This window comes from Vibrio sp. THAF64 (assembly GCF_009363455.1).
In the GTDB taxonomy this organism is placed as follows: domain Bacteria; phylum Pseudomonadota; class Gammaproteobacteria; order Enterobacterales; family Vibrionaceae; genus Vibrio; species Vibrio coralliilyticus.
The window spans coordinates 429,158-454,954 of sequence record NZ_CP045356.1 but is presented as its reverse complement, the minus strand read 5'-3'; the positions used below and the strand labels follow the sequence as shown (position 1 = coordinate 454,954).

Annotated in this window: 23 protein-coding genes; 13 read left to right on the top strand and 10 right to left on the bottom strand. The window is 43.9% G+C overall.

Going from position 1 to position 25,797, the window contains the following annotated elements; translation table 11 throughout:
• The first annotated feature begins 106 nt into the window (after positions 1-106).
• From FIU99_RS18625 to FIU99_RS18615, 3 genes are all read left to right on the top strand, one after another.
• Positions 107-538, top strand: coding sequence for a BspA family leucine-rich repeat surface protein (locus FIU99_RS18625; RefSeq protein ID WP_039951967.1), 432 nt, complete (start codon positions 107-109; stop codon positions 536-538).
• A 26-nt stretch (positions 539-564) separates the two neighbouring features.
• The gene (locus FIU99_RS18620; RefSeq protein WP_006960709.1) at positions 565-1,905 is read left to right on the top strand and encodes a BspA family leucine-rich repeat surface protein; all 1,341 of its coding nucleotides are present in this window, start codon (positions 565-567) and stop codon (positions 1,903-1,905) included.
• Between the two features lie 254 nt (positions 1,906-2,159).
• A complete protein-coding gene (locus FIU99_RS18615) occupies positions 2,160-2,882 on the top strand; it encodes a carbonic anhydrase (protein ID WP_006960710.1) in 723 nt (240 codons plus the stop codon).
• Positions 2,883-2,910: 28 nt separating this feature from the next.
• Here the strand turns inward: FIU99_RS18615 and FIU99_RS18610 are convergent, their stop codons facing one another.
• Together FIU99_RS18610 and FIU99_RS18605 are read right to left on the bottom strand one after the other, a co-directional pair.
• Positions 2,911-3,795: a hypothetical protein gene (locus FIU99_RS18610; protein WP_253899455.1), complete on the bottom strand. Its 885-nt coding sequence runs from the start codon at positions 3,793-3,795 to the stop codon at positions 2,911-2,913.
• Positions 3,796-3,965: 170 nt separating this feature from the next.
• Positions 3,966-4,412 (bottom strand): hypothetical protein, encoded by a 447-nt coding sequence (locus FIU99_RS18605; RefSeq protein WP_019274394.1) that lies wholly within the window; start codon positions 4,410-4,412, stop codon positions 3,966-3,968.
• Between the two features lie 582 nt (positions 4,413-4,994).
• Between FIU99_RS18605 and FIU99_RS18600 the strand changes: the two genes are divergently transcribed.
• The 6 genes from FIU99_RS18600 to FIU99_RS18575 all read left to right on the top strand — a co-directional run bounded on the left by FIU99_RS18600 (position 4,995) and on the right by FIU99_RS18575 (position 9,885).
• Positions 4,995-6,203 (top strand): NupC/NupG family nucleoside CNT transporter, encoded by a 1,209-nt coding sequence (locus FIU99_RS18600; RefSeq protein ID WP_006960713.1) that lies wholly within the window; start codon positions 4,995-4,997, stop codon positions 6,201-6,203.
• Between the two features lie 89 nt (positions 6,204-6,292).
• A complete protein-coding gene (locus tag FIU99_RS18595) occupies positions 6,293-6,748 on the top strand; it encodes a DUF3429 domain-containing protein (protein WP_006960714.1) in 456 nt (151 codons plus the stop codon).
• A gap of 87 nt (positions 6,749-6,835) precedes the next feature.
• A complete protein-coding gene (gene pepT / locus FIU99_RS18590) occupies positions 6,836-8,065 on the top strand; it encodes a peptidase T (protein WP_006960715.1) in 1,230 nt (409 codons plus the stop codon).
• A 78-nt stretch (positions 8,066-8,143) separates the two neighbouring features.
• Positions 8,144-8,611 carry a DM13 domain-containing protein gene (locus FIU99_RS18585; protein ID WP_006960716.1) on the top strand — a complete coding sequence of 156 codons (468 nt, stop codon included), beginning with the start codon at positions 8,144-8,146 and terminating at the stop codon, positions 8,609-8,611.
• Positions 8,612-8,753: 142 nt separating this feature from the next.
• The gene (locus FIU99_RS18580) at positions 8,754-9,614 is read left to right on the top strand and encodes a mechanosensitive ion channel family protein (protein WP_006960717.1); all 861 of its coding nucleotides are present in this window, start codon (positions 8,754-8,756) and stop codon (positions 9,612-9,614) included.
• Between the two features lie 79 nt (positions 9,615-9,693).
• Positions 9,694-9,885 carry a DUF1289 domain-containing protein gene (locus FIU99_RS18575; RefSeq protein ID WP_152472447.1) on the top strand — a complete coding sequence of 64 codons (192 nt, stop codon included), beginning with the start codon at positions 9,694-9,696 and terminating at the stop codon, positions 9,883-9,885.
• A gap of 29 nt (positions 9,886-9,914) precedes the next feature.
• Here FIU99_RS18575 and arsB read toward each other — a convergent pair whose 3' ends face one another.
• Together arsB and FIU99_RS18565 are read right to left on the bottom strand one after the other, a co-directional pair.
• Complete coding sequence (gene arsB, locus FIU99_RS18570; protein ID WP_006960719.1) at positions 9,915-10,988, bottom strand: ACR3 family arsenite efflux transporter; 1,074 nt, start codon at positions 10,986-10,988, stop codon at positions 9,915-9,917.
• Between the two features lie 88 nt (positions 10,989-11,076).
• Positions 11,077-11,418 carry a helix-turn-helix transcriptional regulator gene (locus tag FIU99_RS18565; protein ID WP_006960720.1) on the bottom strand — a complete coding sequence of 114 codons (342 nt, stop codon included), beginning with the start codon at positions 11,416-11,418 and terminating at the stop codon, positions 11,077-11,079.
• Between the two features lie 167 nt (positions 11,419-11,585).
• On the opposite strand from FIU99_RS18565, the gene FIU99_RS18560 reads away from it, so the two are divergent.
• Positions 11,586-14,336 (top strand): pitrilysin family protein, encoded by a 2,751-nt coding sequence (locus FIU99_RS18560; protein WP_152472446.1) that lies wholly within the window; start codon positions 11,586-11,588, stop codon positions 14,334-14,336.
• Between the two features lie 30 nt (positions 14,337-14,366).
• On the opposite strand, the gene FIU99_RS18555 is transcribed toward FIU99_RS18560, so the two are convergent.
• The 5 genes from FIU99_RS18555 to FIU99_RS18535 all read right to left on the bottom strand — a co-directional run bounded on the left by FIU99_RS18555 (position 14,367) and on the right by FIU99_RS18535 (position 21,480).
• Positions 14,367-15,068 carry a response regulator gene (locus FIU99_RS18555; protein ID WP_006960722.1) on the bottom strand — a complete coding sequence of 234 codons (702 nt, stop codon included), beginning with the start codon at positions 15,066-15,068 and terminating at the stop codon, positions 14,367-14,369.
• 231 nt (positions 15,069-15,299) lie between these two features.
• Positions 15,300-16,007: a response regulator gene (locus FIU99_RS18550; protein ID WP_006960723.1), complete on the bottom strand. Its 708-nt coding sequence runs from the start codon at positions 16,005-16,007 to the stop codon at positions 15,300-15,302.
• Positions 16,000-19,311 carry an ATP-binding protein gene (locus tag FIU99_RS18545; protein ID WP_006960724.1) on the bottom strand — a complete coding sequence of 1,104 codons (3,312 nt, stop codon included), beginning with the start codon at positions 19,309-19,311 and terminating at the stop codon, positions 16,000-16,002. Before FIU99_RS18545 ends, FIU99_RS18550 begins: the two co-directional genes overlap by 8 nt.
• Before the next feature lie 167 nt (positions 19,312-19,478).
• Entirely contained in the window at positions 19,479-20,372 is an 894-nt protein-coding gene (locus FIU99_RS18540; RefSeq protein WP_006960725.1) for a cation diffusion facilitator family transporter, read from the bottom strand.
• Between the two features lie 229 nt (positions 20,373-20,601).
• A complete protein-coding gene (locus tag FIU99_RS18535; protein ID WP_006960726.1) occupies positions 20,602-21,480 on the bottom strand; it encodes a LysR family transcriptional regulator in 879 nt (292 codons plus the stop codon).
• 150 nt (positions 21,481-21,630) lie between these two features.
• Here FIU99_RS18535 and FIU99_RS18530 point away from each other — a divergent pair, with 150 nt between their 5' ends.
• Positions 21,631-22,209, top strand: coding sequence for a class I SAM-dependent methyltransferase (locus tag FIU99_RS18530; RefSeq protein ID WP_006960727.1), 579 nt, complete (start codon positions 21,631-21,633; stop codon positions 22,207-22,209).
• A gap of 53 nt (positions 22,210-22,262) precedes the next feature.
• Here the strand turns inward: FIU99_RS18530 and FIU99_RS18525 are convergent, their stop codons facing one another.
• Positions 22,263-24,263, bottom strand: coding sequence for an acetoacetate--CoA ligase (locus tag FIU99_RS18525; RefSeq protein WP_006960728.1), 2,001 nt, complete (start codon positions 24,261-24,263; stop codon positions 22,263-22,265).
• A gap of 226 nt (positions 24,264-24,489) precedes the next feature.
• On the opposite strand from FIU99_RS18525, the gene phhA reads away from it, so the two are divergent.
• Positions 24,490-25,281 carry a phenylalanine 4-monooxygenase gene (phhA, locus tag FIU99_RS18520; RefSeq protein WP_006960729.1) on the top strand — a complete coding sequence of 264 codons (792 nt, stop codon included), beginning with the start codon at positions 24,490-24,492 and terminating at the stop codon, positions 25,279-25,281.
• Positions 25,274-25,606 carry a 4a-hydroxytetrahydrobiopterin dehydratase gene (locus tag FIU99_RS18515; protein ID WP_006960730.1) on the top strand — a complete coding sequence of 111 codons (333 nt, stop codon included), beginning with the start codon at positions 25,274-25,276 and terminating at the stop codon, positions 25,604-25,606. Before phhA ends, FIU99_RS18515 begins: the two co-directional genes overlap by 8 nt.
• The last annotated feature ends 191 nt before the right edge of the window (positions 25,607-25,797 follow it).

The following is a 25,797-nucleotide window of genomic DNA, read 5'->3' as shown; positions in this document are numbered from 1 at the left end:
TCAATTAAAATTATTGGTTTAAATAATAAAACAACCCTGACTTATATAATAATCAATTTATAAATATAATCTCACGCACTATTCATTGATAAGAAAAATATCTTAAATGCAATTAAAACTTATCGTGCTTGCGTGTGCGTTACTTGGCAGCGCCTGTTCCTTTGCTACAGAAAGTATCACCTGTGAATCGAACGCCCCGGGAACCGTGCTGATCGAAGAAGAAGAGTTGTTTGTGGTCGTGAATGACCAACTTATTCGCAACTCTGATTACTGGCAAAACTTCCTTGCTGGCAATATCCAACTCTGCACTAGCCATGTCACGGATATGAGCCATTTATTTGCTAAAGACGAGTTCTTTAACCAAGACATCAGCCGATGGGATACTCGCCGCGTCATCAATATGGACGGCATGTTTTTAGGTGCTAAGCGCTTTGACCAAGATTTAACCGTTTGGGATGTTAGTAAAGTCAAACGACATACGGACTTTTCTAAAGACAGCGGTCTGTCTGAAAACGACCTTCCACAGTTTCCTCAATAACGTCTATTCAATTCTAGGAAAATACAATGAAACGTACACTTACGTCACTTTTCGTCGGCGCGTTAGCGCTCGCTGGCAATTCCGCTTTTGCCGCTGATATCTCAGTAAAATGCCCAGACCAAGCTGTCAACTCTGTGATACTTGAGAACGGGCAGGTTTACGTTGTGGTCGACAACACACTTATCAGAGACAAGACCATGTTGGATTATCTTGAACGTGGCCAGATCCGCTTTTGTACCACGCAAGTTACAGATATGAATACGGTTTTTTATAATCGAAAATCCTTTAACGCCGATATCAGTGATTGGGATACTTCAAACGTAGTAAACATGAGAGGCACGTTCCTATGGGCCGAAAAATTTAACCAGGATATTGGCCATTGGGATGTGTCAAATGTAACTAACATGTCAGCCATGTTTAGTTATGCTAAAAATTTCAACCAAAATATTGGCGATTGGAATACTTCGAGCGTTACAGACATGGAGGACCTGTTTCGATTTGCCTTAGTATTTAATCAAGATATCAGCTATTGGGATGTGTCCAATGTAACAGACATGTCAGCCATGTTTTATAAGGCGGAAGAATTCAATCAAAATGTTGGCTATTGGGATGTATCAAATGTAACAGACATGTCAGAGGTGTTTGCTTTCGCAAAGTCTTTCGACCAAAATGTTGGCTATTGGGATGTGTCAAATGTAACAAGTATGTCGGGCATGTTTAGTTGTGCCTATGAATTTAACCAAGATATTGGCCGTTGGGATATGTCTAAAGTACGTAACATGGCATCCATGTTTCATACAGCAAAAGCTTTTGATCATGATATTTCTCAGTGGGATACCTCCCAAGTAACGAATATGTCCTGGATGTTTTCACAGGCATTCACGTTTAACCAAAGTATAGCTGATTGGAACACATCAAATGTAACAAATATGTCCTATATGTTTCGCGAAGCAAACGACTTTAATCAGGATATTGGCAATTGGGATACGTCCAAAGTGACCAATATGTCCCATATGTTTCGCGGTGCATCCAACTTTAATCAGGATATTGGCAATTGGGATACGTCCAAAGTGACCGATATGCAATGGATGTTTAACAAAGCATACGACTTTAATCAGGATATTGGCAATTGGGATACGTCCAAAGTAACCGGTATGAAATGGATGTTTCGCGAAGCATATGACTTTAACCAGGACATTAGTCACTGGGATACATCAAGCGTGAAAAACATGGAACTCATGTTTGGTTCGGCAAAGGCATTTTCACAAGACCTGACTAATTGGAATGTGAGCAGTGTGACGGAGCACGCTGTGTTTGCTGAGGGCAGTGCCTTAACAGAAGATCAACTGCCTTACTTCGTTGATTGATCTCTGATCTCTAGTGTTGCTCAAAAACCAGTGTTGGTGATTCAACACTGGTTTTTTGTTTTAGGGCAAGATCAAACTGGCAATGTTAGAAAGACAAAGGCAGCTTCCAGTGAAATTGATAAAACCATAATTTTCACTTCTTTTGTATCCGGTTCCAAAATTCGCAGGTAATCAAAGTTTTCCTACTACTCATGGATTTGTTCATGGACTTATGATGGTGGCCGATCAGTTGGTGACGATAATAAGGAAATAACATGAAAAAAACATTTATTGCCGCAAGTTTGATGATTGCGATGGCGGGTACGGTTCAGGCCGCTGAATGGGGATACAAAGGTGATAAGGGACCTGAACATTGGGGAGACGTTGCAAAAGAGTGTGCGACTGGCAAAAACCAAAGCCCGATTGATATCAAGGATGTGGTTGATGCGGAGCTGATGCCACTGAACATTGAGTATCAGGGCATGGTTACTGGGCTCACTAATAATGGACACACACTTCAAGCGGTTGTTGAGGGGAATAACGCCGTGACAGTAGATGGAGTTGAGTTTAATCTGGCGCAGTTCCACTTCCATACTCCTTCAGAAAACCACATTCGTGGTCAAAACTTTCCATTGGAAGCGCACTTTGTAAATGCGGATAAAGATGGCAACCTAGCGGTCGTCGCTGTGATGTATAACGCTGCACCAGGGGAAAATAACCAGATCACACAGTTGACAGCAACCATGCCTGAGCCAGGTGAAACGGTAAGGTTACAAACGCCTTTTGCTGTAAAAGATATGCTGCCTGCAACAGGGGAGTACTACCGCTTCAATGGTTCTCTGACGACGCCACCTTGCTCTGAAGGCGTACGCTGGTTTGTTCTTAAATCCGCTCAAACATTGACGACGGAACAGGCAAAACAAATGCAGATGGTGATGGGTAACAACAACCGACCAATTCAGAAACAGAACGCTCGTGTCGTTCTAACCAACGATTAAATAATGAGGCCGGGATATCCCGGCCTTTTCAGATGTTGTGGAACAACACTTCCAATCTCAACGTGGCTTTTGCTTCTCCTTCACGCTGAGTATCTTCTTCTCGATTCCAGTTGTACTCTGGTATCACTTCATAGAATAACCACGGCCGCCAGAAGCTCTGGCGATAAGTGATAGAAACATGGGTATTTGGGATGTAATGAAAGGGGCGATTGGTTCCGGTCGTGCTAATTTGATAACTCAGTGCCTGATGGTCTGAAATGTGCTGGTATAAGGTAAACCCAGTGCCTAATTCCCAACCTTTGATATCGTCTTCATAGCTTGCGAATGAACTCCAACGAAACAAAAAATCTGGACTAATGGAATAGTCTAAATCGACTTCTGTAGATTCACCTGTGACACGCTTTCTCTGATAAATCTTTTGTGTCGCTCTGAGGACTATGTCGTCGCTAATTGGGTAGGTGTAGCTAAAGCGACCTTCAATCCCCGGCTTAGCAGTAAGCTTTATATTGAAGCTGGTTCTGGCATTGCTTAGCCAGTCATATCTCATCGCAAGCGTGCTTTCCGCATCACTGGAGTTTTGTGGAAAGAGATCGCGCAGATCATCTTCATCATCGGACTCAAAAACTACCTTGAGGCGCTTTGTGACTTTAGGCAGGTGAAAGCGCGCCTTGAAACGTGTTTTGAACTCATAACCCTTCGCTTCAACATAGGCAAAGTCATTAGTCCAGCGAACGATACTACCCGCGTTAGCGTCTTCATCGGTACGGTCATCGACAAAGAAATTATCAAACCAAACAGCGGGCTCACAAAGACGGGCATTTACATAGCTGAATGCTGAGTCGAGTATGCCTGCGCTGTCTGGTTGACTGTGGCAGGACGAGTAATCAATTTCATCTTCGGCATATGCACTCAATGAAATGGTGCAAGCAAGTAGAAGGCAATAGCGCAATTAGGCTTAATTTATAGGTTAGTTAGTGTAACTTTGAGTATGTCTTGAATCGATAAATCTTGCCAATGTATCAGGCTCAAAAAATGAAAAATGCCAGACAACTCTGGCATTTAACTTAATCAATGATGAGCGCATTAGCTACTTTGGCTAATTTTCGCGTACTGGCGGAGTAAATCCGTTAAGGTTGTGACCCATTCTAGCGCATTAGTTGGTGCCTGTTTAAGGAGTACTTCTACATGTTGGCAATGGACCTCAAGTGGTATTGCCTGTTCGAGGTGAAAGGAAACCGAATAGAAATGCCAAAGGAGCAAGCGTTGCATGCGCAGCGTGTTTTGCTGTTGATTGTCTGATTCGCTGAAAAGGGCAGGCAGTTCACTCAGTGCGATAGCGCTCATCCTCAACATGGCATCAAACTGGGCTTCTTGCAGTTTGTCTTCGGATTCAGTCTCGTCTGCATCGAACGTAAACAGTTCAGTCATTGATTCTTCTGCGATCAGTCGATGGATCATTCGTAGACTCAGTTCTTCCAGCTCTTCTCTAGGGATACTTTGTAGGGAGGAGAGGGTGTAATCGCGTTGCATAGTGATCTCTGGCGTCTGTTTAAGGGCGGGTTATTTTATACCGCTAATGGCATAAATCTAGCTCAAAATAACGCAGATCTTGTTGTGTGCTTATGCGATGCGTCTTTTCAACAGGAGGATAAACAAAACAGCCCCACCAAATGGTGGGGCAATATGTAGTTGTGTTTGCGTTGTTAGCTGCTGACGTTGTTAGAGAATCTGTCTTTGTCACTAGTACGTTAGTTGACACTTTTATAAACCTAGATGCCAAATGGTAAGTTGCCAAACTTTTTGAGTAATTGAATTCGATTACATGTTTGAAAATGTGATCTTGGTTCATGGTTTTATAGCAATGAAGTGCATATATTGGGTTTCTGTACTCAATTTTCGTCTTCTCAATTTAGCCAGTTTCAGAAGAACCTGTTCATAGAGTGAACGTTTGAACGTTTGCGTTAAAATATGTGATGAATATCTCACTCTGTACGCTATACTCTCCGCCCGGTTAAGAGCACTCGCTCTGCCAATACAAGCCGTCACATGGAATGGTGAATGACCCCACGGACCGGACCAGCTATTTTCCAATGCTTGTAGAGGTTATCTTTAATGAATGTCCTATTCGGATTAATCGGTGTTGTGGCACTGTTATTGTGTGCTGTGTTGCTGTCAGAAAGTCGCAAAGCGATCAACTGGAAAACAGTATCTCGCGCGTTGTTACTTCAGGTTGGTTTTGCAGCCTTAGTGTTGTATTTCCCTTGGGGACAAACCGCACTAACCAGTTTAAGTAATGGTGTTTCCAGCCTGTTAGGCTTTGCTGATGAAGGCATTGGATTCTTGTTTGGTGATCTAGCCAATACAGGGTTTATCTTTGCGGTTCGTGTACTTCCTATCATCATTTTCTTTAGTGCGCTTATTTCTGCACTTTATTACCTTGGCATTATGCAAAAGGTTATCGAGTTTATCGGTGGTGGTATTCAAAAGTTCCTAGGAACCAGTAAAGCTGAGTCTCTGGTTGCCACAGGTAATATCTTCCTATCTCAAGGTGAGTCTCCACTTCTTGTTCGACCTTTCCTTTCGCGCATGACTCGCTCTGAACTGTTCGCTGTGATGGCTGGTGGTATGGCTTCTGTAGCCGGTAGTGTACTGGGTGGTTATGCTGGGTTGGGTGTTGAGCTGAAGTACTTGATTGCCGCAAGTTTTATGGCCGCACCAGGCAGCTTGATGATGGCTAAGATCATTGTGCCTGAGCGTGAAACGCCAATCGATCAGTCTGATATTGAAATGGACAAAGCGCAAGACAGCAACGTAATTGACGCCCTGGCAAGCGGTGCGATGAACGGTATGAAGGTCGCTGTCGCCGTCGGTACAATGCTGATCGCGTTCGTGAGTGTTATCGCCATGGTCAACACGGGTCTGGAGAGTTTGGGTGAAGTAGCAGGTTTTAGCGGAATTACTCTGCAAACCTTGTTTGGCTACCTATTTTCTCCTCTGGCATGGGTGATTGGTGTACCGGCAAATGAAATGCTGATGGCGGGTTCTTACATTGGCCAGAAAATTGTGATGAATGAGTTTGTTGCTTTCATCGACTTTGTTGAGCACAAAGCGCTGCTATCTGAACATACTCAAGTGATCGTCACGTTTGCACTGTGTGGCTTTGCTAACATCGGTTCAATTGCTATTCAGCTTGGCTCTATCGGCGTGATTGCGCCAGAGCGTCGCTCTGAAGTTGCCAATCTCGGTATCAAAGCGGTGCTTGCAGGTACGTTAGCGAACCTTATGAGTGCTTGTTTAGCTGGTATTTTTATCCTGCTGTAATGCTTGTTTAAGTTCCAAACTAAAAGCCCGAATAGGAAACTATTCGGGCTTTTTTGTCGTAGTAAACAAAAAACGCTTAAGGATGCATTATGAACAAAGCAACATCGTCAACTTCAATTATGTTTAGATTGGGTTACTTAGGGCTATTGCCGTTCGCGTTGAGCCTAATTTGTATCGTCACTGGTGCGAGTCTTTTCGGGCTCACAGGCGAAGAAATGTTTATCTCATACAGTGTGGTGATCTTGAGTTTCTTATCAGGGGTGCTCTGGGGTAATGGCATTGACCATTCTGTAGACAAAATCAGTCGCAACGCGCTTTTACTCAGTAACTTGTTTGCTGTTATGACATGGGGCGTCTTATTGCTTTCACGTCAGAATATCGCCTTGGCACTTATATTGTTGGCAATTGGCTATTTTCTGGTTTGGTTTTCAGAAAGAGCGGTCAGAATAGCGGAGAAAGAGCGCAAACCAGCAGGCTACAAGATTCTTAGAGCAAGGCTGACTACTAGTGTTGTTATTATGCACTGCATTGCTCTCATTGCTTAAAAACTGATTTACAGCAAAACCTCTTTGTTTGGAAGGCGTAGGATAAGCGCCAGTATTTTAAAAATCATAATACAAAGAGATACCGCTATGAATGAACTGGTTCAACGTTTTCTGCGCTACGTGACCTTTAACACGCAGTCCAACCCTTCCAACCCCGCATGCCCAAGTAGTGAAGGGCAGATCACTTTTGCCCAATTCCTGAAACAAGAATTGCTGGAACTGGGTTTGAGTGAGGTGTCACTTGATGATAACGGCTATTTGATGGCGAAACTGCCAAGCAATGTTGACTACGATGTCCCGGCTATTGGCTTTGTGGCTCATATGGACACTGCACCTGATGCGTCAGGAAAAAACGTCAAACCTCAGATTGTTGAGGATTATCAGGGTGGCGATATTGCATTAGGTAAGGGGGACGAAGTACTGTCCCCAGTTCAGTACCCTGATCTACGTAGGCTTCTTGGCCACAACCTGATCACGACGGATGGAACGACACTTCTCGGTGCGGATAACAAAGCCGGTATCGCGGAAATCATTTCCGCCATTGCTGAGTTGAAAACAAATCCAGACATTCCACATGGCGATATTTGTATCGGATTTACTCCGGATGAAGAAATTGGTCGCGGTGCAGATCTGTTTGATGTGGAGAAATTTGGTGCGAAATGGGCCTACACCATTGATGGCGGCCCTGTTGGCGAACTGGAATATGAGAACTTTAATGCAACCAGTGCTGATGTGATCTGCCATGGTGTGAATGTTCATCCTGGAACGGCTAAAAACAAAATGGTGAATGCGATGAATATCGCTGCCCAGTTCCAAATGATGATGCCTGCTGATGAAACACCGGAGGCGACGGAAGGCTATCAGGGTTTCTATCATTTGAAGTCTGCAGAAATGGCTGTAGCACGTTGTGAGCTAGGTTATATCATTCGAGATTTTGAGCGTGATGGGCTAGAGCAACGCAAGGCCTTCATGCAGAGCAAAGTGGACGAGCTTAATGATGCATTGACCAAAGGGCGTGTGGAACTGAAACTGTCAGACAGCTATTTCAATATGAAAGAAATGGTTGAGCCTCATCCACATATTATTGAGCTGGCAAAACAGGCGATGATTGCCTGCGATGTTGAGCCTAAAATTAAGCCAATCCGCGGTGGTACGGATGGAGCAAGATTGTCATTTATGGGCTTGCCTTGTCCGAATATCTTCACAGGCGGCTATAATTTTCATGGTATTCATGAGTTTATTAGCATTGAAGGTATGGAGCAGGCTGTGAAGGTTATTGTGACCTTGTCTGAGAAAACGGCACTTCACTACAGATAAAATTTCGATATGTCCCTGTTATCTCATTGATTATCGTGTACATTTACTATGTATGCTTGATAAACAGAGGTTTCGGGGATGAAAAGGATTTTTTTACTGTTTACACACCTTATTTGTGGTGCAATCGGCTTTGCTGTCGGGATATATGCATTGCCTATTCTTATCCAACCAGATTCTCCCTCAATGAGCTCTGTTGAGAGTGTGACCAATAACGCGGTTTACACTGCAACGTTCCAGCGTGACCGAAAAGACAGTGACTTCCTCCATTGGGGGGAGGGCTCTGTCTCTATTAGCAATGACCAGATTGCTTTTGTTGGTGAATTGGCACCAGGGCCTGATTATAAACTTTACCTATCGCCTCAGTTTATTGAAACTGAAGTCGATTTTAACCAGCAAAAACATACCATGGTAAAAGTAGGTGAGGTGAAAACGTTTGACCGCTTCGCCCTCAATTTGCCAACAGACGTTGATTTGGGTGAATACAATACCGTGATTGTCTGGTGTGAAACGTTTGGTGAGTTTATTACATCTGCTCGATTCAAGTAGTATATGAACGCTATCTAGTTTGCATTAATAGAAATGTAAACTAGATCCTTCTCAATAAGTATGGGAAGTTATTCTCGTTCAAAGCGAATTTCTTCAGAGGGGCGTTGGCCCCTTTTATTTATCATAACAACAGGAGCCGAGAATGGAGAAAGTACAAGCTGTAATCGATTTTCTTCTGACTCATAAGTTTATTTTTACGGCGTTGATTATCGTTCTGATAGCGATAATTCGCCGAATTGTTTTATCTAAAATTCGTGGTGATGTTGCTTTTGTATCAGAAGAACAGCGTAACTGGATGTCGCGCACTAAGAACGGTGCATTTGCTATTACCGTTCTGTTACTTTTCATTCTGTGGAAATCTGAGATCAATGAGTTTGCTCTGTCAGTGACAGCCATTGCTGTTGCGATTGTCGTTGCGTCGAAAGAGATCATCCTCTGTTTCACTGGCTCTATCCAAAGAGCGAGCTCACGTTCATTTCGAATTGGTGACTGGATTGAAGTCGGCAAATTGTGCGGTGAGGTAATTGAGCACAATATGATGGCAACCGTGATTCAGGAAATTGACCTTCATCACGGCCAATACCACTACACAGGAAAAACAGCGACGTTGCCAAACAGTATGTTTTTTACCTATCCGGTGAAAAACCTTAACTTTATGAAGCGCTACGTCTATCACAACTTCTCGATTGTCGTGAGCGAATTTGTCAATTTATACCCTCTGGTTCCTGTGATGATCGAAAAGATTGAAGGGCATTGTCACTACTTTAGTGATGTCGCAACTCGGTACAATGCAATGATCGAGAAGCACGCAGGCGTCGATTTACCTGGTGCAGAGCCTCACATCCACATTACCAGCGGTTCGACAGGTGAACAGGTCGTTCACTTTATGATTTTCTGTCCGACTGATAAGGCGACGCACCTTGAGCAGGAAATCAGGAAAGATTTTATGGAGCTATACGAAGATAGATTCCAGTCTGAGAAAGAAGAAACGAAAGAGAGCTGAGGCTCTCTTTTTTGTACCTTTTAAAGAGGTGTGTGAGTTCGACAGTTTGAGCCTCTACCGCTAGCTTTAAACTGAGAGGATGATGATGACAACAGATGTAGAAAAGGTGCCTGTTCCGTGTGTGAGAAACTGCTGTTTGGATGGTGAGGATGTTTGTTTAGGGTGCTTCCGTACCCTCAATGAGATTCTAGAATGGCGATCTTACACTGATGAGGAAAAACAAGCGGTATTGGTACGTTGTGAACGACGTAGAAAAGAGAAAGGGCAATAATGCCCGCCATTTTTGGCGGGCGAGAAACGCTATGCGTGTTGAGCTCTTAGCTTGTATTTTTGTTTCATTTTTAGGGCGACGTTAACCAAAGCGATAAGCACAGGCACTTCAATCAGTGGGCCAATTACTCCCGCGAACGCTTGGTCGGAATTAAGGCCAAATACTGCAATCGATACTGCAATCGCCAGCTCAAAGTTGTTGCCTGTAGCGGTGAAGGCAATCGAGGCATTTTTATCATATTCGATGCCCATTTTCTTACCAATAAAGAAACTGACAAAGAACATCAAGACAAAATAGATTGCCAGTGGAATGGCGACACGAACCACGTCCATCGGCAGTTCTAGAATCATCTCTCCCTTTAAACTGAACATCAGTACAATCGTCGCCAGTAGGGCAATCAGAGTGATAGGTGAAATGCGAGGAATAAACACTTCGTTGTACCATTGTTCGCCTTTAGCCGCGACTAACCATTTACGGCTGAGGTAACCTGCTAGAAATGGAATGCCAAGGTAAATCATTACGCTTTCTGCAATATCCAGCATTGAGATGTCGACTTCGAATCCCTGATAGCCGAATACTGGAGGCAGTACAGAGATAAATAGCCAAGCCATGAAGCTATAGGTCACGATCTGGAAAGCGCTGTTCAGTGCAACTAGAGCGGCACCATATTCTTTGTTACCACCACCGATATCATTCCAGACTAAAACCATGGCAATACAACGCGCTAAACCAATCAAAATGATGCCAACCATATAGCCTGGGTGATCACCAAGAAATGTCAGTGCCAGAATGAACATCAGAATAGGGCCAACAATCCAATTCATAACCAATGAGAGTGTGATGGCTTTCTTATCCTGACGAACTTTACCCAATAGACTGTAATTCACCTTCGCTAAAGGTGGATACATCATCAGTATCAAGCCAATGGCTAAAGGAATATTGGTACTGCCAACAGACATGGCTTCATTCCAATCAGCTACCTGAGGAAATAGGGCGCCTATGGCGACCCCAACGGCCATGGCAACAAAGATCCACACGGTAAGGTAGCGATCGAGGAAGCTCATGTTGTTTGCGGCGTTGTTTACTGCAGTTTCAGTTTTCATTGTTTGTCTCTCTTTCGTTTATCGTCGAAAGGCGATTGATGAAGGTATAAAAAATCTGAGTAGTAGCGTTACATACTCAGATGTCAGTTCAGTTAAAGATGGTATTAAATGCTTGGTTAAATTCGGAAATTGCTTCCCGGTTAACCTTGTAACAAACCTTAGGTGGGTTGGGTTCCGCGATGATGAACTCAGCCTGCTTTAGGATACGCAAGTGTTCAGACACTGTTGATTGAGCTAGACCTAACTGGGACACCAAATCACTGTTCAGACAGCCGCCAAGGTTATCCAATGTCACCAAAATCTTAAGGATTCTGACTCGGGCTGGATGTGAAAGCGCTTTTGCCTTTAAAGCAAAGGCCGTTTCTAATGCGATTTCAGCGTCTGTCGTCGAGAACGCCTGCTGGTTTGCGAGACTACATTGGTTTGTCATGAGATGTTTATTAATAGTTAATCGTCGAATTGCGATTAAATATACGCCTGCGATTTTAACGGTGCAACTAAAAAGTACCAATAAAAGAAAATGTGCTTGGTTTTATATATAAAACATAGCTTTGAAGTATAGTTTTATTAGGTTTCATACGAATAAGTAGCCTGATTATGCGAATCTTTCTGTTTTTCATTGCTGTTGTAATTTCTGGCTGTTCCTCATTTTCTAATGATCCACCGATTGAAGCGGATAAGGGATGGATTGAAGGAGCACTGGATAACGGGTTGAAATACCACATATATCCCGTTTCTGGCGCTCCTGTTTCTGTCCGATTATTCGTGCGAGTTGGATCATTACAAGAAACGGATCAGCAACGCGGCTATGCACATTTTCTTGAGCACATGGCGTTTAATGGCAGCCGCCATTTTTCTTCAAATGAAATGGTCAGCCTTTTTGAACAAGCGGGGCTCACTTTTGGTGCCGATATCAATGCCTATACGGCCTACTATGAGACAGTCTATCAACTCGATCTTCCCGACAATACACAGTTGAACAATGCGCTGTTGTGGATGCGAGATATTGGCGATGGCTTAACAATTGCGCCTGCAGAAGTTGAAAAAGAGAAAGGTGCCATACAGGGCGAAATACGCCGAACACGACCAGAGAATAAAAGTCTGGCCGACAAATATTATGATTATTTGCTAAAAGGTACCGCTTTAGAAGATTTGGACCCCGTAGGCGATTCGTTATCTGTTCAAAGCGCGACACCAGAGTCTATTATTGCCTTTTATCAAAAGTGGTATCACCCAGAAAATGCTGAGCTGATTGTCACAGGGAATATTGACACAACAACGATTGAAGCTTTGATTGAATCTCAGTTTGCTTCTTGGAAAGCTGGTGCTGGCATAAGTAAAACTCGCATTGACTATGTTCCTATTGAATTGAGTGATTTCGTCGATGAAGTTGGAGAGTATGAAGCGCCGAGTATCACTTTTATGGTTCAACGGGGCAAAACTGCGATTACAACGCAAGGCGAGCTGATGGAAAGCTGGTTGGATGAAGTCGCATTGCATCTGATCAATCAGCGCATGGAGCGTATGTACAGTGATGCGGCGATCCCACTTCATGATCTGTACATCTCAAATTACTACATTAACTTCAATCGCTATGGAATCTTGTCGGCTTCATTTCCTGCTACTGAACGCGACGATGCGCAAGGGATATTTCTTAGTACATTAGCGTCAATGCGAGACTACGGTGTCACTCAAGAAGAAGTGGATGTTTCACTTGCTTACTATCAGCAGTTGCTCAACGATGTGGACTATCACTGGCGACACAAAGAAGCACTAGATTTTGCTGAGTCTAAGGTAATGAGTTTATCTTTGCAGCAACCGATACAATCGCGTGAAGGCTATAGACAAAGCTTAGAACGCTTTTTGAATCTGGCGACGCTCGAAACGGTTAACGAACAGTTGCGTGATTTGCTTGCAGCGAAGTATTCGGTTGTTATTGGTGTTGAACCAGGTGACTCTATTGCAGCATGGCAGGCGAAGATACCAGAAATCAGAACACAATATGCGAAGCCGGGCACTCAACCGATGATATTGTCGGTGGCGGAAAACGAGCTGGCAGAGCCCAGTCAAAATGGTGCGATTTTGTCACAGGAAAAGAATGATCTGGGGTTTGAGGTCTGGACTCTGTCAAATGGCATTGAAGTCTGGTTTCAGCAAGACCCGAATGCAGGTGACTGGGTAAATGTAGTTTATGGTAGTCAGGGAGGAAAAGCGGCGCTTGATCCTTCACTTTACCCTGCCGTTGAGCTAACCATACCTGTCATAAGTCGCAGCGGGCTGGGGGACTTTAATGGGCCTCAATTGGACACCTTCTTACAGCGTAATAGCATTGAGGTTTACCCGTTTATCAGTTTCAGCCATCACGGTGTGGAAGTGGGTGTGCCCAAAAACAAACTCCAGCAAGGCTTTAAGGTATTGTTTAACTTTGCTAGCGATGTGAATGTCGAATCTCGCCACCTCAAAACAGTAAAACAAGAGTATCAACAAGAGCTGAAAACCTACCTATCTACGCCATTAGGTCAATGGAATCAGGCGATTAATCACAATAGTTATTTACCCTCTAGCCGACACTATATGTCGTCTGCTTCTGGTTATCAGTCTGTCTCTGAAGCCCAAATTCGCTCCGTACACGAACAGTTATTCGGTCAGTTTCGCGGTAATAAGGTTGTGATCATAGCGGACTTAGAGGCCAATGAGCTTAATGAGGTTTTGCGCCAATATTTAGCTTCGATCAACCTTGAAACGGCTGAGCCGATGGACTTCGAGGTCGGTTACAACCAGAACGTGGATAGTGTGATTGATCTTGATATATATAATGAACAGAACAGTTTCTACCTGATTCGGCTTACTAACCCTTCAGCCTCTCAATCAAGTGTTCGCAATGCCTACATTGACGATATGATTCAACGAATATTGTCGAAGCGTCTAACGGCGTATATTCGTGAAGAGTTGGGGCTGGACTATGCGCCAGAAGCATACTCTGCTCAGCAAGATCAGGAGCCGGTTACGGATTGGTTTGTTGAAGCACAAGTAGCGCCACAGGACATTGATCGCATCGAGCAGGCTATCGGTAAAGTATTAAATGACTTGCTGACGGATGTTAAGCAGTCAGATGTTGACGCAGCTGCTCGTCAGCTAGCCGTGGCTCTTCAAGCGTTGGAAAATCAACCAGTAGACCGCACTTGGTTTTATGCTCGTTACTTGGTGCATGGCTATGGTGTGGAATCGTTACTAGATGTAGATGCGATGACGAGTACCATCACACTTGATGATGTTCAGAAACGAATAGGTGAGTCGTTTGGCCACAAGGTCATAAGAAGCAAGTACACTCTGACACCGAAGCCTTAAGAGAGATAAATATCCTAGAAGCCTGAGCAATCAGGCTTCTTCCGCTTGGCTTTCTTCTAGGTGAACTTGTATCGGGTGATCGTCAATGATTGAACTGAGTTCTCTTAACCTTTTCACTAAGCGGTTATCGAGAAGAGTCCCTGCTTTTAACAGACAACCTCCATTATTCGCGAAGATATCACCGACCAGAGTCATACCTGCTTGTAGCTCATACAAGTTTTGCAGAGTGGTGATTTGACTGGCGTCTGGGATCGGTTTCGCCAGTGTGTCTGTTTCATTGCCACTGTTCAGTTCAGTATCGACGTCATTGTATAAGTGTTGCTGATACAACTCAGTGTGACCAGTGACGGCTTGCTCTATTTGCTCGCGAGCGTCTTTCACAGTGATTGGTTTAGGCAAAAAGGCGTCAATCTCAAAGCGCATACAAGTAGAAATAGTTTCTGTATCTGATAGGGCGGTAACCGCGATGACACTTGTTTCGGGTACTGCTTTGGTTTGGCCCATGCGCACGGACTTGATCAGCTCCAGACCATTAATGTGAGGCATATTGATATCTGTAATAATTAAATCGATATGATTATGTTCAATCTTCTCTATCGCGCTTCGACCATCTGGTGCACTCAGGATGTTCTCATAGCCACTTTTGAACAGCATGCCTATTAACGCTTTGCGAGACAAGTTGTTGTCTTCTACAACCAGAATCGTAAATTTGCTAGGTTCGAATGTTGCCATAAAGCTCTCCTTCACAACGAGATTAAGCTGAGAATAGTGTTGTCTAACAATAAAATAGCAAATATCGAACCAATTATTTATTTCGGATGGTACTTGAGTTATTTTTGTGTTAAATCAATATTTTATTGTCTTTTTGCAAAGCGCTTTCGTTACTAGAGAGTTATCATTTTTCTCTCAGAGTCGGAAATGTTTGCGAGTTCTCATTTTGATTCTCAATTTTAGAAAACAAGCTTAAACAGCCATTTGGGTCTTATCTTCTCGCACGACAATACTATTTGTATCGACAATCTTACTCAGTTCAAACAAACGTAAAATGAGCTTTTTGTTGAGTATTGTTCCTGCTCTTAGTAAGCAGCCTCCAGAAACCGCATTGATATCGTAGACCAGTGTCATTCCTTCTTTGAGTTCAGAAAGTTGTGACAACTCATGAACTCGACTATCAATGGAGCGAATACGTTTGGTTGTATCGGGCTCGTTTGGCTGAGGCGCTAAATTAATACTTGTACTGACATCACTATAAAAGTGCTGTTGGTACAAACATTTTGGTTCGGTGATCGCGCTCTGGATTTTTTCTTTGGCGGATTTGATATTAATAGGCTTCACGAGAAATGCATCGACTTCTAATGTCATGCAAGCGGAAATCGTCGCAGTATCTGATAGTGTTGTCACCGCGATTATCCTAGTGTCACAGGCGATTTGAGCCTCATTTGTTCGAATGGCCTTAATGAGCTCTAGCCCGTTGATGTTAGGCATGTTGATGTCGGTGATGATCAAATCTATCTTGTTTTCAGCGCATTTTGTCATGGCTTCCATACCATCTTTCGCGCAAAGCAAATTTTCGTAACCACCTCTCACTAGCATTCCAACGAGTGCTTGGCGAGAGAACTTGTGATCTTCTACGACTAAAATCGTAAAATTGGTCGGGTCATAGTTACTCATATATTACTTCCGTGTCTTCGATAATTGAGTGCTCAACTAGGTAACTCTGTAAGCGTTTCAGTTCTACCTTAGCGCTGCTTAGTGTGTCAGACAGTTCTGGCCAGTTTTTCAGGTGTGCCGTGTTTTGCAGCACTTCAAATTTGTCCGCGAGCTCTTCTGCTCCCGCAGAACGAGCGGCACCTTTGGCGGCGTGGGCGATCTGTTGGAGATCACCATCGTTCTTATCGGTGAGCGCAATCTCCGCTTTTTCAATGTCTTCGTTAACAGACTCCCAATACCCTTCGAGCAAAGGTCCCACGATAGACAGTTCTTTTGTGCCCAATATCTGCTCTAGAGTGGACATGCAGATTGGATCATGTGGAGGTTTTGCTGTCGGCACTTCAACGTCTTCAGGCTCTAAAGATGGATCTTCAGACGGTTTTTCTTCTAAGGGGATAGGGGAGAGCTGCATCCATTTCTCGATCGATTGATCAAGAGTTTTGAGTTCGACTGGCTTGGTTAAATAGTCGTCCATACCTGAAGCAATGCATTGCTCAGAGGCTTCAACCATTGCATTGGCGGTAATTGCGACGATTGGTGTATGGCCTAAGGTTTTGTCCTTCCTTTCGGATTCTCTGATTTGTTTTGTAAGTTCATACCCATCCATTACTGGCATGTGGCAGTCGGTGAGGACTAAATCAAACGAACCATTTCTCCATTTGTGTAATGCCTCCTGACCATGAACTGCCATTTCACATTGGTAGCCTAAGTGATTCAACTGCCTCTGTATTACATCACGGTTGGTGGGTTGATCATCGACAACTAAGATTAGCCCAGTTTTGTTTTCACGAATGTCTTGATTTGGTTCATTTACGATAGGCTTTATGTTCCTCTCACAACTAATGAGTTCTCGCATGACGCCTATCGCAGTGGTGAGCTCACTGGGTTTGAAAGGGCTGCATGGCATGACGTAATAGTTAGATTTTGTTAGGCCGGACTCAATGCTAGGGTCGCGAGAGAGAAAAATGAATTTTTGCTCTTCAAGTAGTGCTGAGTTGAACTGGGAGAGCGGCTTTTCCTCATAATAGTGATATAAGTCAGGGCCAACGATAATCAGGTCGATGGTTGCGCCGGCCTTCTTCGCGTAATCAAGTACCGCAATAGCTCTTTGCATATTAGCTACACAGTTGGTTTTGCAGCGGAAGTTAGCTAAGTTGATATCACAGAAAGTGGCTATGTTCTGATCATTGGTGACGAATAAAATTCTAGAACCGTTCACATAGTTTGGGGTTGGATCTTGAGGTGGCTCTTCCACCTCAATGAAAGGAAGTTCAACGGAGAAGCGGCTTCCAACACCAAAGCGACTATCAACATGGATATCACCTCCCATCATTTCTAGCAGAGAGCGGGTTATGGATAGACCTAAACCTGTCCCGCCATAAAGTCTGGTTGTACTGGTATCCGCTTGACTGAATGCTTTGAACAGCTTTTCGATCTGCTCTTCTGTCATACCGATACCATTATCCTCAATGATAATCTCGACGTAGGGGGCAATGTCGTGCTGGTTTAATGTGGCTGAGACCCACACCTTGCCTTTCATCTCATCGGTGCTGTCTGTGAACTTGACAGCATTGCCAACGAGGTTCAACAACACTTGGCTGAGCCTGACACTGTCACTCATTATGACTTTCGGCAGGCTAGCATCGTAAGTTAAATAGAGCTCTATACCTTTGTTGTTTGCTTGTAAACAGAGGACATCCAATGTTCTTTCTATAAGTTTTTGCAGTTCCACAGGGACACTTTCCAGTGACATTTGGCCGGCTTCGATTTTCGAAAAGTCTAAGATGTCGTTGATAATGTGCAGTAGAGTTAGAGCAGAATCTTTGATGGTTGTGACCATACTTTTCTGTTCACCATTGAGCTCTGATTCACTAAGGAGGCTTAGCATACCTACTACGCCGTTCATCGGTGTTCTTATCTCATGACTCATGTTGGCCAAAAACATGGATTTTGCTTCACTAGCCGCTAAGGCGATTTCACTTTCATGCCTTAGATTTGCCTGTGCATTTTTCTCTTTTGTTACGTCAATATTGATGCCGCCCATACCAATAGGGGTGGTTCCATCTTGATCAAATAAAACGTTTGCCGCGGCCTTTATCCAACGTATCTCCTTGTCGGGTAGTTGTATTCTGAATTCAGAGTTGAACTGAGTGAGGTTTTCTCTGGCTTTGTTGAGGGCTTCTTCAGCAGTAAATATATCTTCTTCCAATACTCTCTCTTGCCACATGGTGTAGTTGTTCTTGCAGTTGTCTGGGTCAACGCCATATATCTCGTACATGCGGTCATCCCAAGAAAGCTCATTGGTTGTAAAATCCCAACTCCATATACCGATGCCACCAGCTTGCGTAGCCAGATTCAAACTTCTGACGACTTCTTCTAGCTCACTCTGGCTTCTTCTCAGTTCGTTCTGAGCCATTTGTTCTTTGCTGATGTCTCGCAAAGTTAGAACAATATACTTCTGCGTTTTCATTGTGATGTATCGGACGGAACCTAGTAGGCTTAGCACATCGCTGGTTCGACTGACTTTAATCACTTCGTCCAGTGGTACTTCTTGATACATTTCGACACTTGAGAGCTTGTCTTCAATGTTGTTCTCTGTGAACTCATAGAGGAGTGACGTCAGTTCTAATCCAAGTAAGTCAGACTTGCTGTGCTCAAAAAGGGAAAGTGCCGAGTCATTAACGTCGAGAACTTTCAACTCAGCATTGAGAAGCAGCATATTATCGACTGCCTGTTCAAACATAACCCCCATTTGTACTTCTTGTTCATTAATTCGCTGGTTCTGATTGGATACTAACTGCTGAAGTTTTTGGTTGGATGTTTTCAGTTCTTGACGAACCTGCTTCATTTGGCTGATGTCGGCCTGATTGAGAATTAGGTAATGGTTGCCCCCTCCTTGTTTCCTCATTGCTTCTAAGTTGATACGCAGCCAGCCTTTCTTTGTTTCTTGATTGACACAAATTTCAGTGGTGTGAGACGTCGCCTCGTGAACGGCACTATGAAGCTCAGCAATATGATCATCATTCAGGTAGTGCGAATAGAACTCAATGATATTGCGACCAATAACTTGGTTGGACGGAAGACCGTAGTATTTGAGAAAGGCTGGGTTGGCGTAGAAAATAGCGTTGGAGCCGACTTGCCCATCGAAGATCACCATACCGTCAGACAGTAAATCTAACACACTGGTTTTTATACTGTCGTCTTGCTGAGGTGCTGTTTTCTTTGATTGTTTATCTGCCAGTAATGCTGTAAATGGGTTCTTCATAGGCGCCAACCTTGATGTATCTCGTGGTACTGCCTCTCCATCTTGGCGTGGAGATGTTCAATATGAAATCATATACATAATAATAGAACTAACTGGCGCTTTTTGTAGGGTTATAAATAAAAACGCCCTCTAAAGAGGGCGTTTAAGGTATATAAACAACAGCTTGATTAGCTGGCAATATTCAAATTAAGCCTTAGATCGAGTGGTAGCTTAGCCAGTTTATTTTTCAAAATACGGCGAGTTCGTTCGAGATCGGCCACAGCCACCTGTTTTTCTGTGGAGTGGACATCTAGGTTAACTCTAAGCTCACGGCCTACCTTAGTAACGGCGGTGAGCTCGATGTGCTGCTTAACTTCTTTATCTAGCGCTAACACTTCTTGATCAACGACATCGCAAATTTCATCACTTGGCGACATCATTAATAACTCTCTAATGGCTTCTTTCAGCATGTCGAAGGGTACTTTAATAAAGTAAAACGACATAAGAATCATCATCATAGGGTCGGCATAGACGGAGTACTCTGCTAGGGGGGATAGAGCGACACCCCATGCGACAATAAAGCCCAATGTGACTGCTACGCTGAGCAGGGTATCCATCTGCCATTGTTTGGCTTCCGCCTCGATCAGGCCTGACGAAAAGCGCTTTGACTTACGAGCAATGTGCCACCATGCATAGCCACAACCTAATATATTGACCACACCAAACAAAGTTGCGATTGAAGCATCAACCTCACGTCCTCCATTGAAAACGGCGATAAGTGCAGAGTAGAGTGAGTAACTGACGACTGCGAGGATGACACTGCCTTTAATGGCAATGACCACAGGTTCAAGTACGGCCTTACCAAACGGGAAGTGGCTTCGAGAAGGGCTCTGAATGTATTTAGAAGCGGCGAGCGACAATAAAGTTAGCAGCAGACTGACAGATGAATAAACACCATCAAATACAATAACCAGTGAACCAACAAGCATCCCGAGTACTAATCCACCACCTGCAAAGCCTGAAGCTAAAAGGGCTGAGAAAATCAGTATTCGTTTTTCATTTAAGCTTGTCCTGTCACACATAGAGTATTCTCTTCGCTATACATACTCTTATTCTTCTCGCACTGAACGTATTTGACAAACTTGATCTGTGCTAAAAATAGACGGAAATAGACGCGTTACATACCTTGTTCTTTAAATTCAATGAGATAGTGTTAAATTTCGGTGCCATTAAAATTGACACTGACTGTCGTATTGTAAAGCTGGAAGGAGTATAGTGCCACCGTAGCCGCAGAAAACGATGGCGAAACAGTTAGAAATCAAACAAGTATTCGTTAAGCTTATCCGCCAGCCACGACATGCCTGGGTGCTCTGCCATGCCAGCTGCAGTGAACATACAATAGTCTTCCTGTGTTAAGCCGTAAGTATGCTTGATGACGGCAAGTTCTTGTTTACGTAAATGATGACGGATCAGCGGTTCAGGCAATACGCCCCAAGCGTCTTCTGTGAGAATAGTACTTAGCATGTAATCAAAGCTGGAGAAACCAATATGGCGCAGGGAGAACGGCTGTAGTTCAGGGTTGTCTTTTTCGTTGAGATAGACCATAACCGCTTGCATCGCATTACGTAATTCATCATCCGAAACGCGTCGAAGCTGGCTGAGACGATGATCAGCCTTACATACCGACATGAGGCGGATTTTGCCTAAAGGGTGATAACTAATATGCGGGTCATCGATGCGTTCATAGTCAACGCCAAAAGCAAAGTCGACTTGTTGAGTGGCAACTAGGTTTGCTAGATCTCCACTAGACGCAAGGACGATGTTAAACGAAGTAGCAGGAAACTTATTATTGAGCCGGTGTGAAAGGTCCTGCCACATGTCATCTGGCAGTGAATCATCGCGAGCTATCCAGACTTCTGCGTTGAATTCACCGGAAACTTGAGCACAGGTCTGACGAATGCGTGAAACCGTGACTAACATATTCTGGCAGTCTTTATAGATGGCTTTACCCGCTTCAGAGAGAGAGACATGGTTGCCTGTTCGGACAAACAGTTCGATATTTAGGTCCTTTTCCAGGGCTTTAATCGACATGCTTAACTTTGTGCGGTTGCATTCGAGTTGTCTGGCAGCTTCAGATACTGACCCAGTGTCAGCAATGGTACAGAAGGCTTCAATCTGCGATAGGTTCATCTGGGGTATTCGCGTATTTGGTGCTTATATAAGCTAATGTTATAAGAATACACTACGCTTGTCTGTTTTCTGGCGCCAAAAGCTATGAATTTCATGTAGTTTTGATACTCTTGTTTGACGCCAAATGAATGAGGTAACAGGGAGATCATGATGGCTACTAATTGGGATGATTACGCAGCAGAGTGGGAAAACGAGCCTTCAGCAGTATTGTATGCACAGAAAGCGTTTGACTCTCTACAAGAAATTGTCGGTGTCCAAGGGAAGCGCATTCTCGATTTTGGTTGTGGTACAGGACTACTTAGCCAGAAGCTTTCTCCTTTCGCGAAAGATATCGTAGCATTAGATAGCTCAGAGGCTATGATCGAGCAATTAGATAAGAAAGAGCTCGACAACGTAGAGCCAGTCGTTGACCTTCTGTCACGGGGCTTAGTAGCAATGCACCCCGCATTCCGGAATCAATTTGACTTGGTGGTTGCATCGTCAGTATGTAGCTTTCTGCCCAACTATTCTGATGTCGTTGATATTGTCTATAGCCTGCTCAATAAAGGAAATCACTTTGTTCATTGGGACTGGCTATCGGATAAAGACGAAGAGGGTGGAATGACACCAACCCATGTATTGCAAGTACTCAGCAGTGTTGGGTTTGATGAAGTTGAAGTGACGACACCATTCAGTATCGATTCGCCTCAAGGGAAATTGACCGTATTGATGGCAGTGGCCAAAAAGTAATACTGGTTTAGCAGATTTGGAAAGCCCGAACTTAATCGTTCGGGCTTTTTATTTTAGGAAACCGTTTGTGTTGCATACTGAGCGATTTCGTCAAGAACCTGAGGGTTCGCGATAGCACCTTTATTCTGTACATCTTTACCATGCAACACTTGTTTTACGGCCAGCTCAACGAGCTTACCAGACTTGGTTTTCGGGACTTCACTGATGGCGTAAACTTCTGCAGGTACATGCCTTGGGGAGCATTGGGTTTTCAGTTGCAGCTTGATGGTTGAAATCAATTCATCACTCAGCGTCTTATCGCTATCGAGTTGAACAAAAAGTACGACTTTTTCATCCCCATCAAGCACACGGCCAACTGCAATAGAATCTTTAATCTCAGAGAGTTGATTTACTTGCTGATAAATCTCTGCAGTTCCGATTCTTACTCCGCCAGGGTTGAGTGTGGCATCGCTCCGCCCATAGAAAACCATGCCGCCGTTGTCGGTCATTTCTACGTCGTCGCCATGATGCCAGGTGTTGTCAAACTTGTCCCAATAGGCGTTGTGATAACGCTCGCCATCATCGTGCCAAAAACCGACTGGTTGATTCGGAAAGCTATTTAAACAGACCAATTCGCCCCGTTGATTAACAACGGATTGTCCTTTCTCGTCAAAAACGCGTACATCCAATCCAAGGCCGGGTGCCTGGCACTCGCCACGATAGACAGGAGAGATCGGGTTACCAATCACAAAGCAGCCACAGATATCTGTGCCGCCCGAGATAGAAGCCAGATGCAGATCTGCCTTGATGCGGCTGTAGACATAATCAAATTGCTGAGGGTACAGAACTGAACCAGTGGAGCAGAGGGTCTTAAGATTATCCAGATTGTAGTAATGACTCGGATTAAATTCGGCTTTTTGTAGAGCTTCAAGGTATTTGGCTGATGTCCCGAACAAACTGACTTGAGCTTCTTCCGCTAGCTCCCAAAGCACGCTTGGCATTGGATACATCGGACTGCCGTCGAAAATAACCAGTGTTGCACCGCTGGCAAGGGTTGAGACGTGCCAGTTCCACATCATCCAGCCGCAGGTGGTGTAGTAAAACACGCGATCACGTGGTTGGATATCGCAGTGGAGTTGATGTTCTTTTAAGTGGTTAAGTGTGGTGCCACCAACCGAGTGTACGATGCACTTCGGCTTGCCTGTTGTTCCTGACGAGTAAAGAACGAACAGCGGATCGTTGAAACCGATTCGCTGATATCGGAGGCCGCGAGGGATGTAACTAGCGAGAATGGATTCCCAGTCTGAAAATTGTTCATTGCCAAATGGGCTCTCTTGACCAATTTGCAGATAATCAATATGGCATGTGTTCTGGATGCTGGATATCGATTGCACAATCTGATTGTTTTTTTCATCCATTTTGAACGTTTTGCCATTGAAACTATAACCGTTACAGCAGAACAAAATCTTAGGCTGAACCTGACCAAAGCGCTCCTTCACGCTCTCAACACCAAAGTCTGGTGACGTCGATGTCCATATCGCACCTAAGCTGGTCGTCGCCAGCATCGCGACCACTGTCTCGGGCATGTGTGGAAGATAGCCAGCGACAACATCGCCTTTTTCGACACCATTTTGTTTTAGCCATTGCTGTAGTATGGAGACTTGATCGCACAGCTGTTGCCAGGTGAGCTTACGGCTCTGGCCTCTCTCGTTTTTGAACCAGATAGCGATACCTTCTGGCTCCTGAAACGCATAAGAGAGCAAGTTTTCAGCGTAATTGAGTTGAGATTGAGGAAACCATATTGTGTCGCGGCTAGATGAAAATTGCCCCCAACGTGCGACACCTTCGCCGTGAATGCAGTCGCCTTTAAAGCCGATAACATCACAAAATTGCCAGATTTCCAGCCAGAAATGCTTTTTGTTTTCTACAGACCATTGATGCAAATCGCTGTAGCTCTCAATGGCCTCACCCTGCATGTTGATATGCTGAATAAACTGGTACAGATTAGATGACGCCATTCTTTCTTCGCTGGGATCCCAAAGAGGGGACAGCTCAACTGACTCTTGAGTGGACATGACTTCCTCGTCTTACACACTTTTCCTTAACTATGGCTAAGTTTTGTTGCAAATACAGCCAAAGTCAAACAATCAGGGAAGAAACATATCGCTGATAAATAAGCAAAAAACAGTTAAATGTAAAAAATATGTTACAGGTGTTTGGCCGAGGATGTCCGTAGGTGAATTGTCACCAATTTCGTGAGGCGATAGGCTTAATGTAAAGGAGTTGTTAAAAGGAAAAGTGATGACTCAGTACGTATCTAAACCTATTAATAAACAAGGATTTGTCGACTGGAGTAGCGAGGAAGATCAGATCTGGCACGATTTGGTTTCTCGTCAGTTGGACTTAGTGAATGAACGTGCCTGTAAGGAATATTTGCGCGGTTTGGAGTTGCTTGATTTACCAATAGATCGAGTTCCACAACTGCCTGAAATCAATAAAGTTTTGTTAAAAGAAACTGGCTGGCAAGTTGAGCCTGTCCCAGCGTTAATCAATTTTGACCGTTTCTTTGCCCTATTAGCGGATAAAAAATTCCCGGTAGCGACCTTTTTGCGTTCTCGTGAGGAGTTTAATTATCTGCAAGAGCCGGACTTTTTCCACGAAATTTTTGGTCATTGCGCCATGCTTACCAACCCAGAGTTTGCCGAGTTCACTCACACTTATGGGCAACTCGGACAAAAGGCCAGCAGTAAAGAACGTGTTTATCTAGCAAGACTTTATTGGTTCACGGTTGAGTTTGGTTTGGTTAAAGAAGGCTCTGAAAGCAAAATTTACGGTGGTGGTATCCTGTCTTCTCCTGGCGAAACACTGTATGCATTGGACGATGAACGTCCATTGAGAGAAGGATTCGATATCCTGACGGTGCTACGTACCCCTTATCGCATCGATATAATGCAGCCCGCCTATTTTATTCTCAAAGATATCAAGCAGCTGTACAAACTGAGCAAGACAGATTTAATGTTTCATGTACACCAAGCGATGAAAGAGGGGTTGTTGCCTCCATTGTTTGAACCTAAGGAAATAACACATGCTTAATGAACTACGTTGTGAAGCTTGCAGCAGTGACGCTGTAGCACTAAATAAAGAAGAACAAAGACTCCTGCTTACTGAGCTTAACGACTGGCAGCTTATAGAACGTGATGGTATTCCTCAGTTGGAAAAAGAATACAGGTTTAAAAACTTTAAACTCGCGTGGGCGTTCGCTGACAAAATCGCTGAGTTGGCCGAGGATGAGTTCCACCATCCATCCATTTTATTGGAGTGGGGGAAAGTGACCGTAACGTGGTGGAGCCATTCTATAAAAGGCTTGCACCGCAATGATTTCATTTGCGCCGCTAAATGTGACAAATTGACGGACTAATTCTGAATAGGCCTGAAGCTCTCCCTCCCTATTTGGGGTTTCAGGCCGCTTTTGTTGTAATGAAAAGGTGTCATAGATTCTCACTATGGTTATCCTACTCAATAAAGCCTCTCCACACAGAGTAATCTTTGCTCAAATTATAATTAATATTAAGTAAGAGCGGAGTTTATTTTAATAAATTACATCGTCAA

Excerpts from the sequence above, each read along its gene's own strand:
- FIU99_RS18575 (WP_152472447.1), top strand. The coding sequence starts at position 9,694 with ATGATGATGACAACAGATGTAGAAAAGGTGCCTGTTCCGTGTGTGAGA.
- FIU99_RS18580 (WP_006960717.1), top strand. The coding sequence starts at position 8,754 with ATGGAGAAAGTACAAGCTGTAATCGATTTTCTTCTGACTCATAAGTTT.
- FIU99_RS18600 (WP_006960713.1), top strand. The coding sequence starts at position 4,995 with ATGAATGTCCTATTCGGATTAATCGGTGTTGTGGCACTGTTATTGTGT.
- FIU99_RS18595 (WP_006960714.1), top strand. The coding sequence starts at position 6,293 with ATGAACAAAGCAACATCGTCAACTTCAATTATGTTTAGATTGGGTTAC.
- FIU99_RS18515 (WP_006960730.1), top strand. The coding sequence starts at position 25,274 with ATGCTTAATGAACTACGTTGTGAAGCTTGCAGCAGTGACGCTGTAGCA.
- FIU99_RS18605 (WP_019274394.1), bottom strand. The coding sequence starts at position 4,412 with ATGCAACGCGATTACACCCTCTCCTCCCTACAAAGTATCCCTAGAGAA.
- FIU99_RS18565 (WP_006960720.1), bottom strand. The coding sequence starts at position 11,418 with ATGACAAACCAATGTAGTCTCGCAAACCAGCAGGCGTTCTCGACGACA.
- FIU99_RS18530 (WP_006960727.1), top strand. The coding sequence starts at position 21,631 with ATGGCTACTAATTGGGATGATTACGCAGCAGAGTGGGAAAACGAGCCT.
- arsB (WP_006960719.1), bottom strand. The coding sequence starts at position 10,988 with ATGAAAACTGAAACTGCAGTAAACAACGCCGCAAACAACATGAGCTTC.
- FIU99_RS18535 (WP_006960726.1), bottom strand. The coding sequence starts at position 21,480 with ATGAACCTATCGCAGATTGAAGCCTTCTGTACCATTGCTGACACTGGG.
- FIU99_RS18585 (WP_006960716.1), top strand. The coding sequence starts at position 8,144 with ATGAAAAGGATTTTTTTACTGTTTACACACCTTATTTGTGGTGCAATC.
- pepT (WP_006960715.1), top strand. The coding sequence starts at position 6,836 with ATGAATGAACTGGTTCAACGTTTTCTGCGCTACGTGACCTTTAACACG.
- FIU99_RS18545 (WP_006960724.1), bottom strand. The coding sequence starts at position 19,311 with ATGAAGAACCCATTTACAGCATTACTGGCAGATAAACAATCAAAGAAA.
- FIU99_RS18540 (WP_006960725.1), bottom strand. The coding sequence starts at position 20,372 with ATGTGTGACAGGACAAGCTTAAATGAAAAACGAATACTGATTTTCTCA.
- FIU99_RS18560 (WP_152472446.1), top strand. The coding sequence starts at position 11,586 with ATGCGAATCTTTCTGTTTTTCATTGCTGTTGTAATTTCTGGCTGTTCC.
- phhA (WP_006960729.1), top strand. The coding sequence starts at position 24,490 with ATGACTCAGTACGTATCTAAACCTATTAATAAACAAGGATTTGTCGAC.
- FIU99_RS18550 (WP_006960723.1), bottom strand. The coding sequence starts at position 16,007 with ATGAGTAACTATGACCCGACCAATTTTACGATTTTAGTCGTAGAAGAT.
- FIU99_RS18615 (WP_006960710.1), top strand. The coding sequence starts at position 2,160 with ATGAAAAAAACATTTATTGCCGCAAGTTTGATGATTGCGATGGCGGGT.
- FIU99_RS18555 (WP_006960722.1), bottom strand. The coding sequence starts at position 15,068 with ATGGCAACATTCGAACCTAGCAAATTTACGATTCTGGTTGTAGAAGAC.
- FIU99_RS18525 (WP_006960728.1), bottom strand. The coding sequence starts at position 24,263 with ATGTCCACTCAAGAGTCAGTTGAGCTGTCCCCTCTTTGGGATCCCAGC.
- FIU99_RS18625 (WP_039951967.1), top strand. The coding sequence starts at position 107 with ATGCAATTAAAACTTATCGTGCTTGCGTGTGCGTTACTTGGCAGCGCC.
- FIU99_RS18620 (WP_006960709.1), top strand. The coding sequence starts at position 565 with ATGAAACGTACACTTACGTCACTTTTCGTCGGCGCGTTAGCGCTCGCT.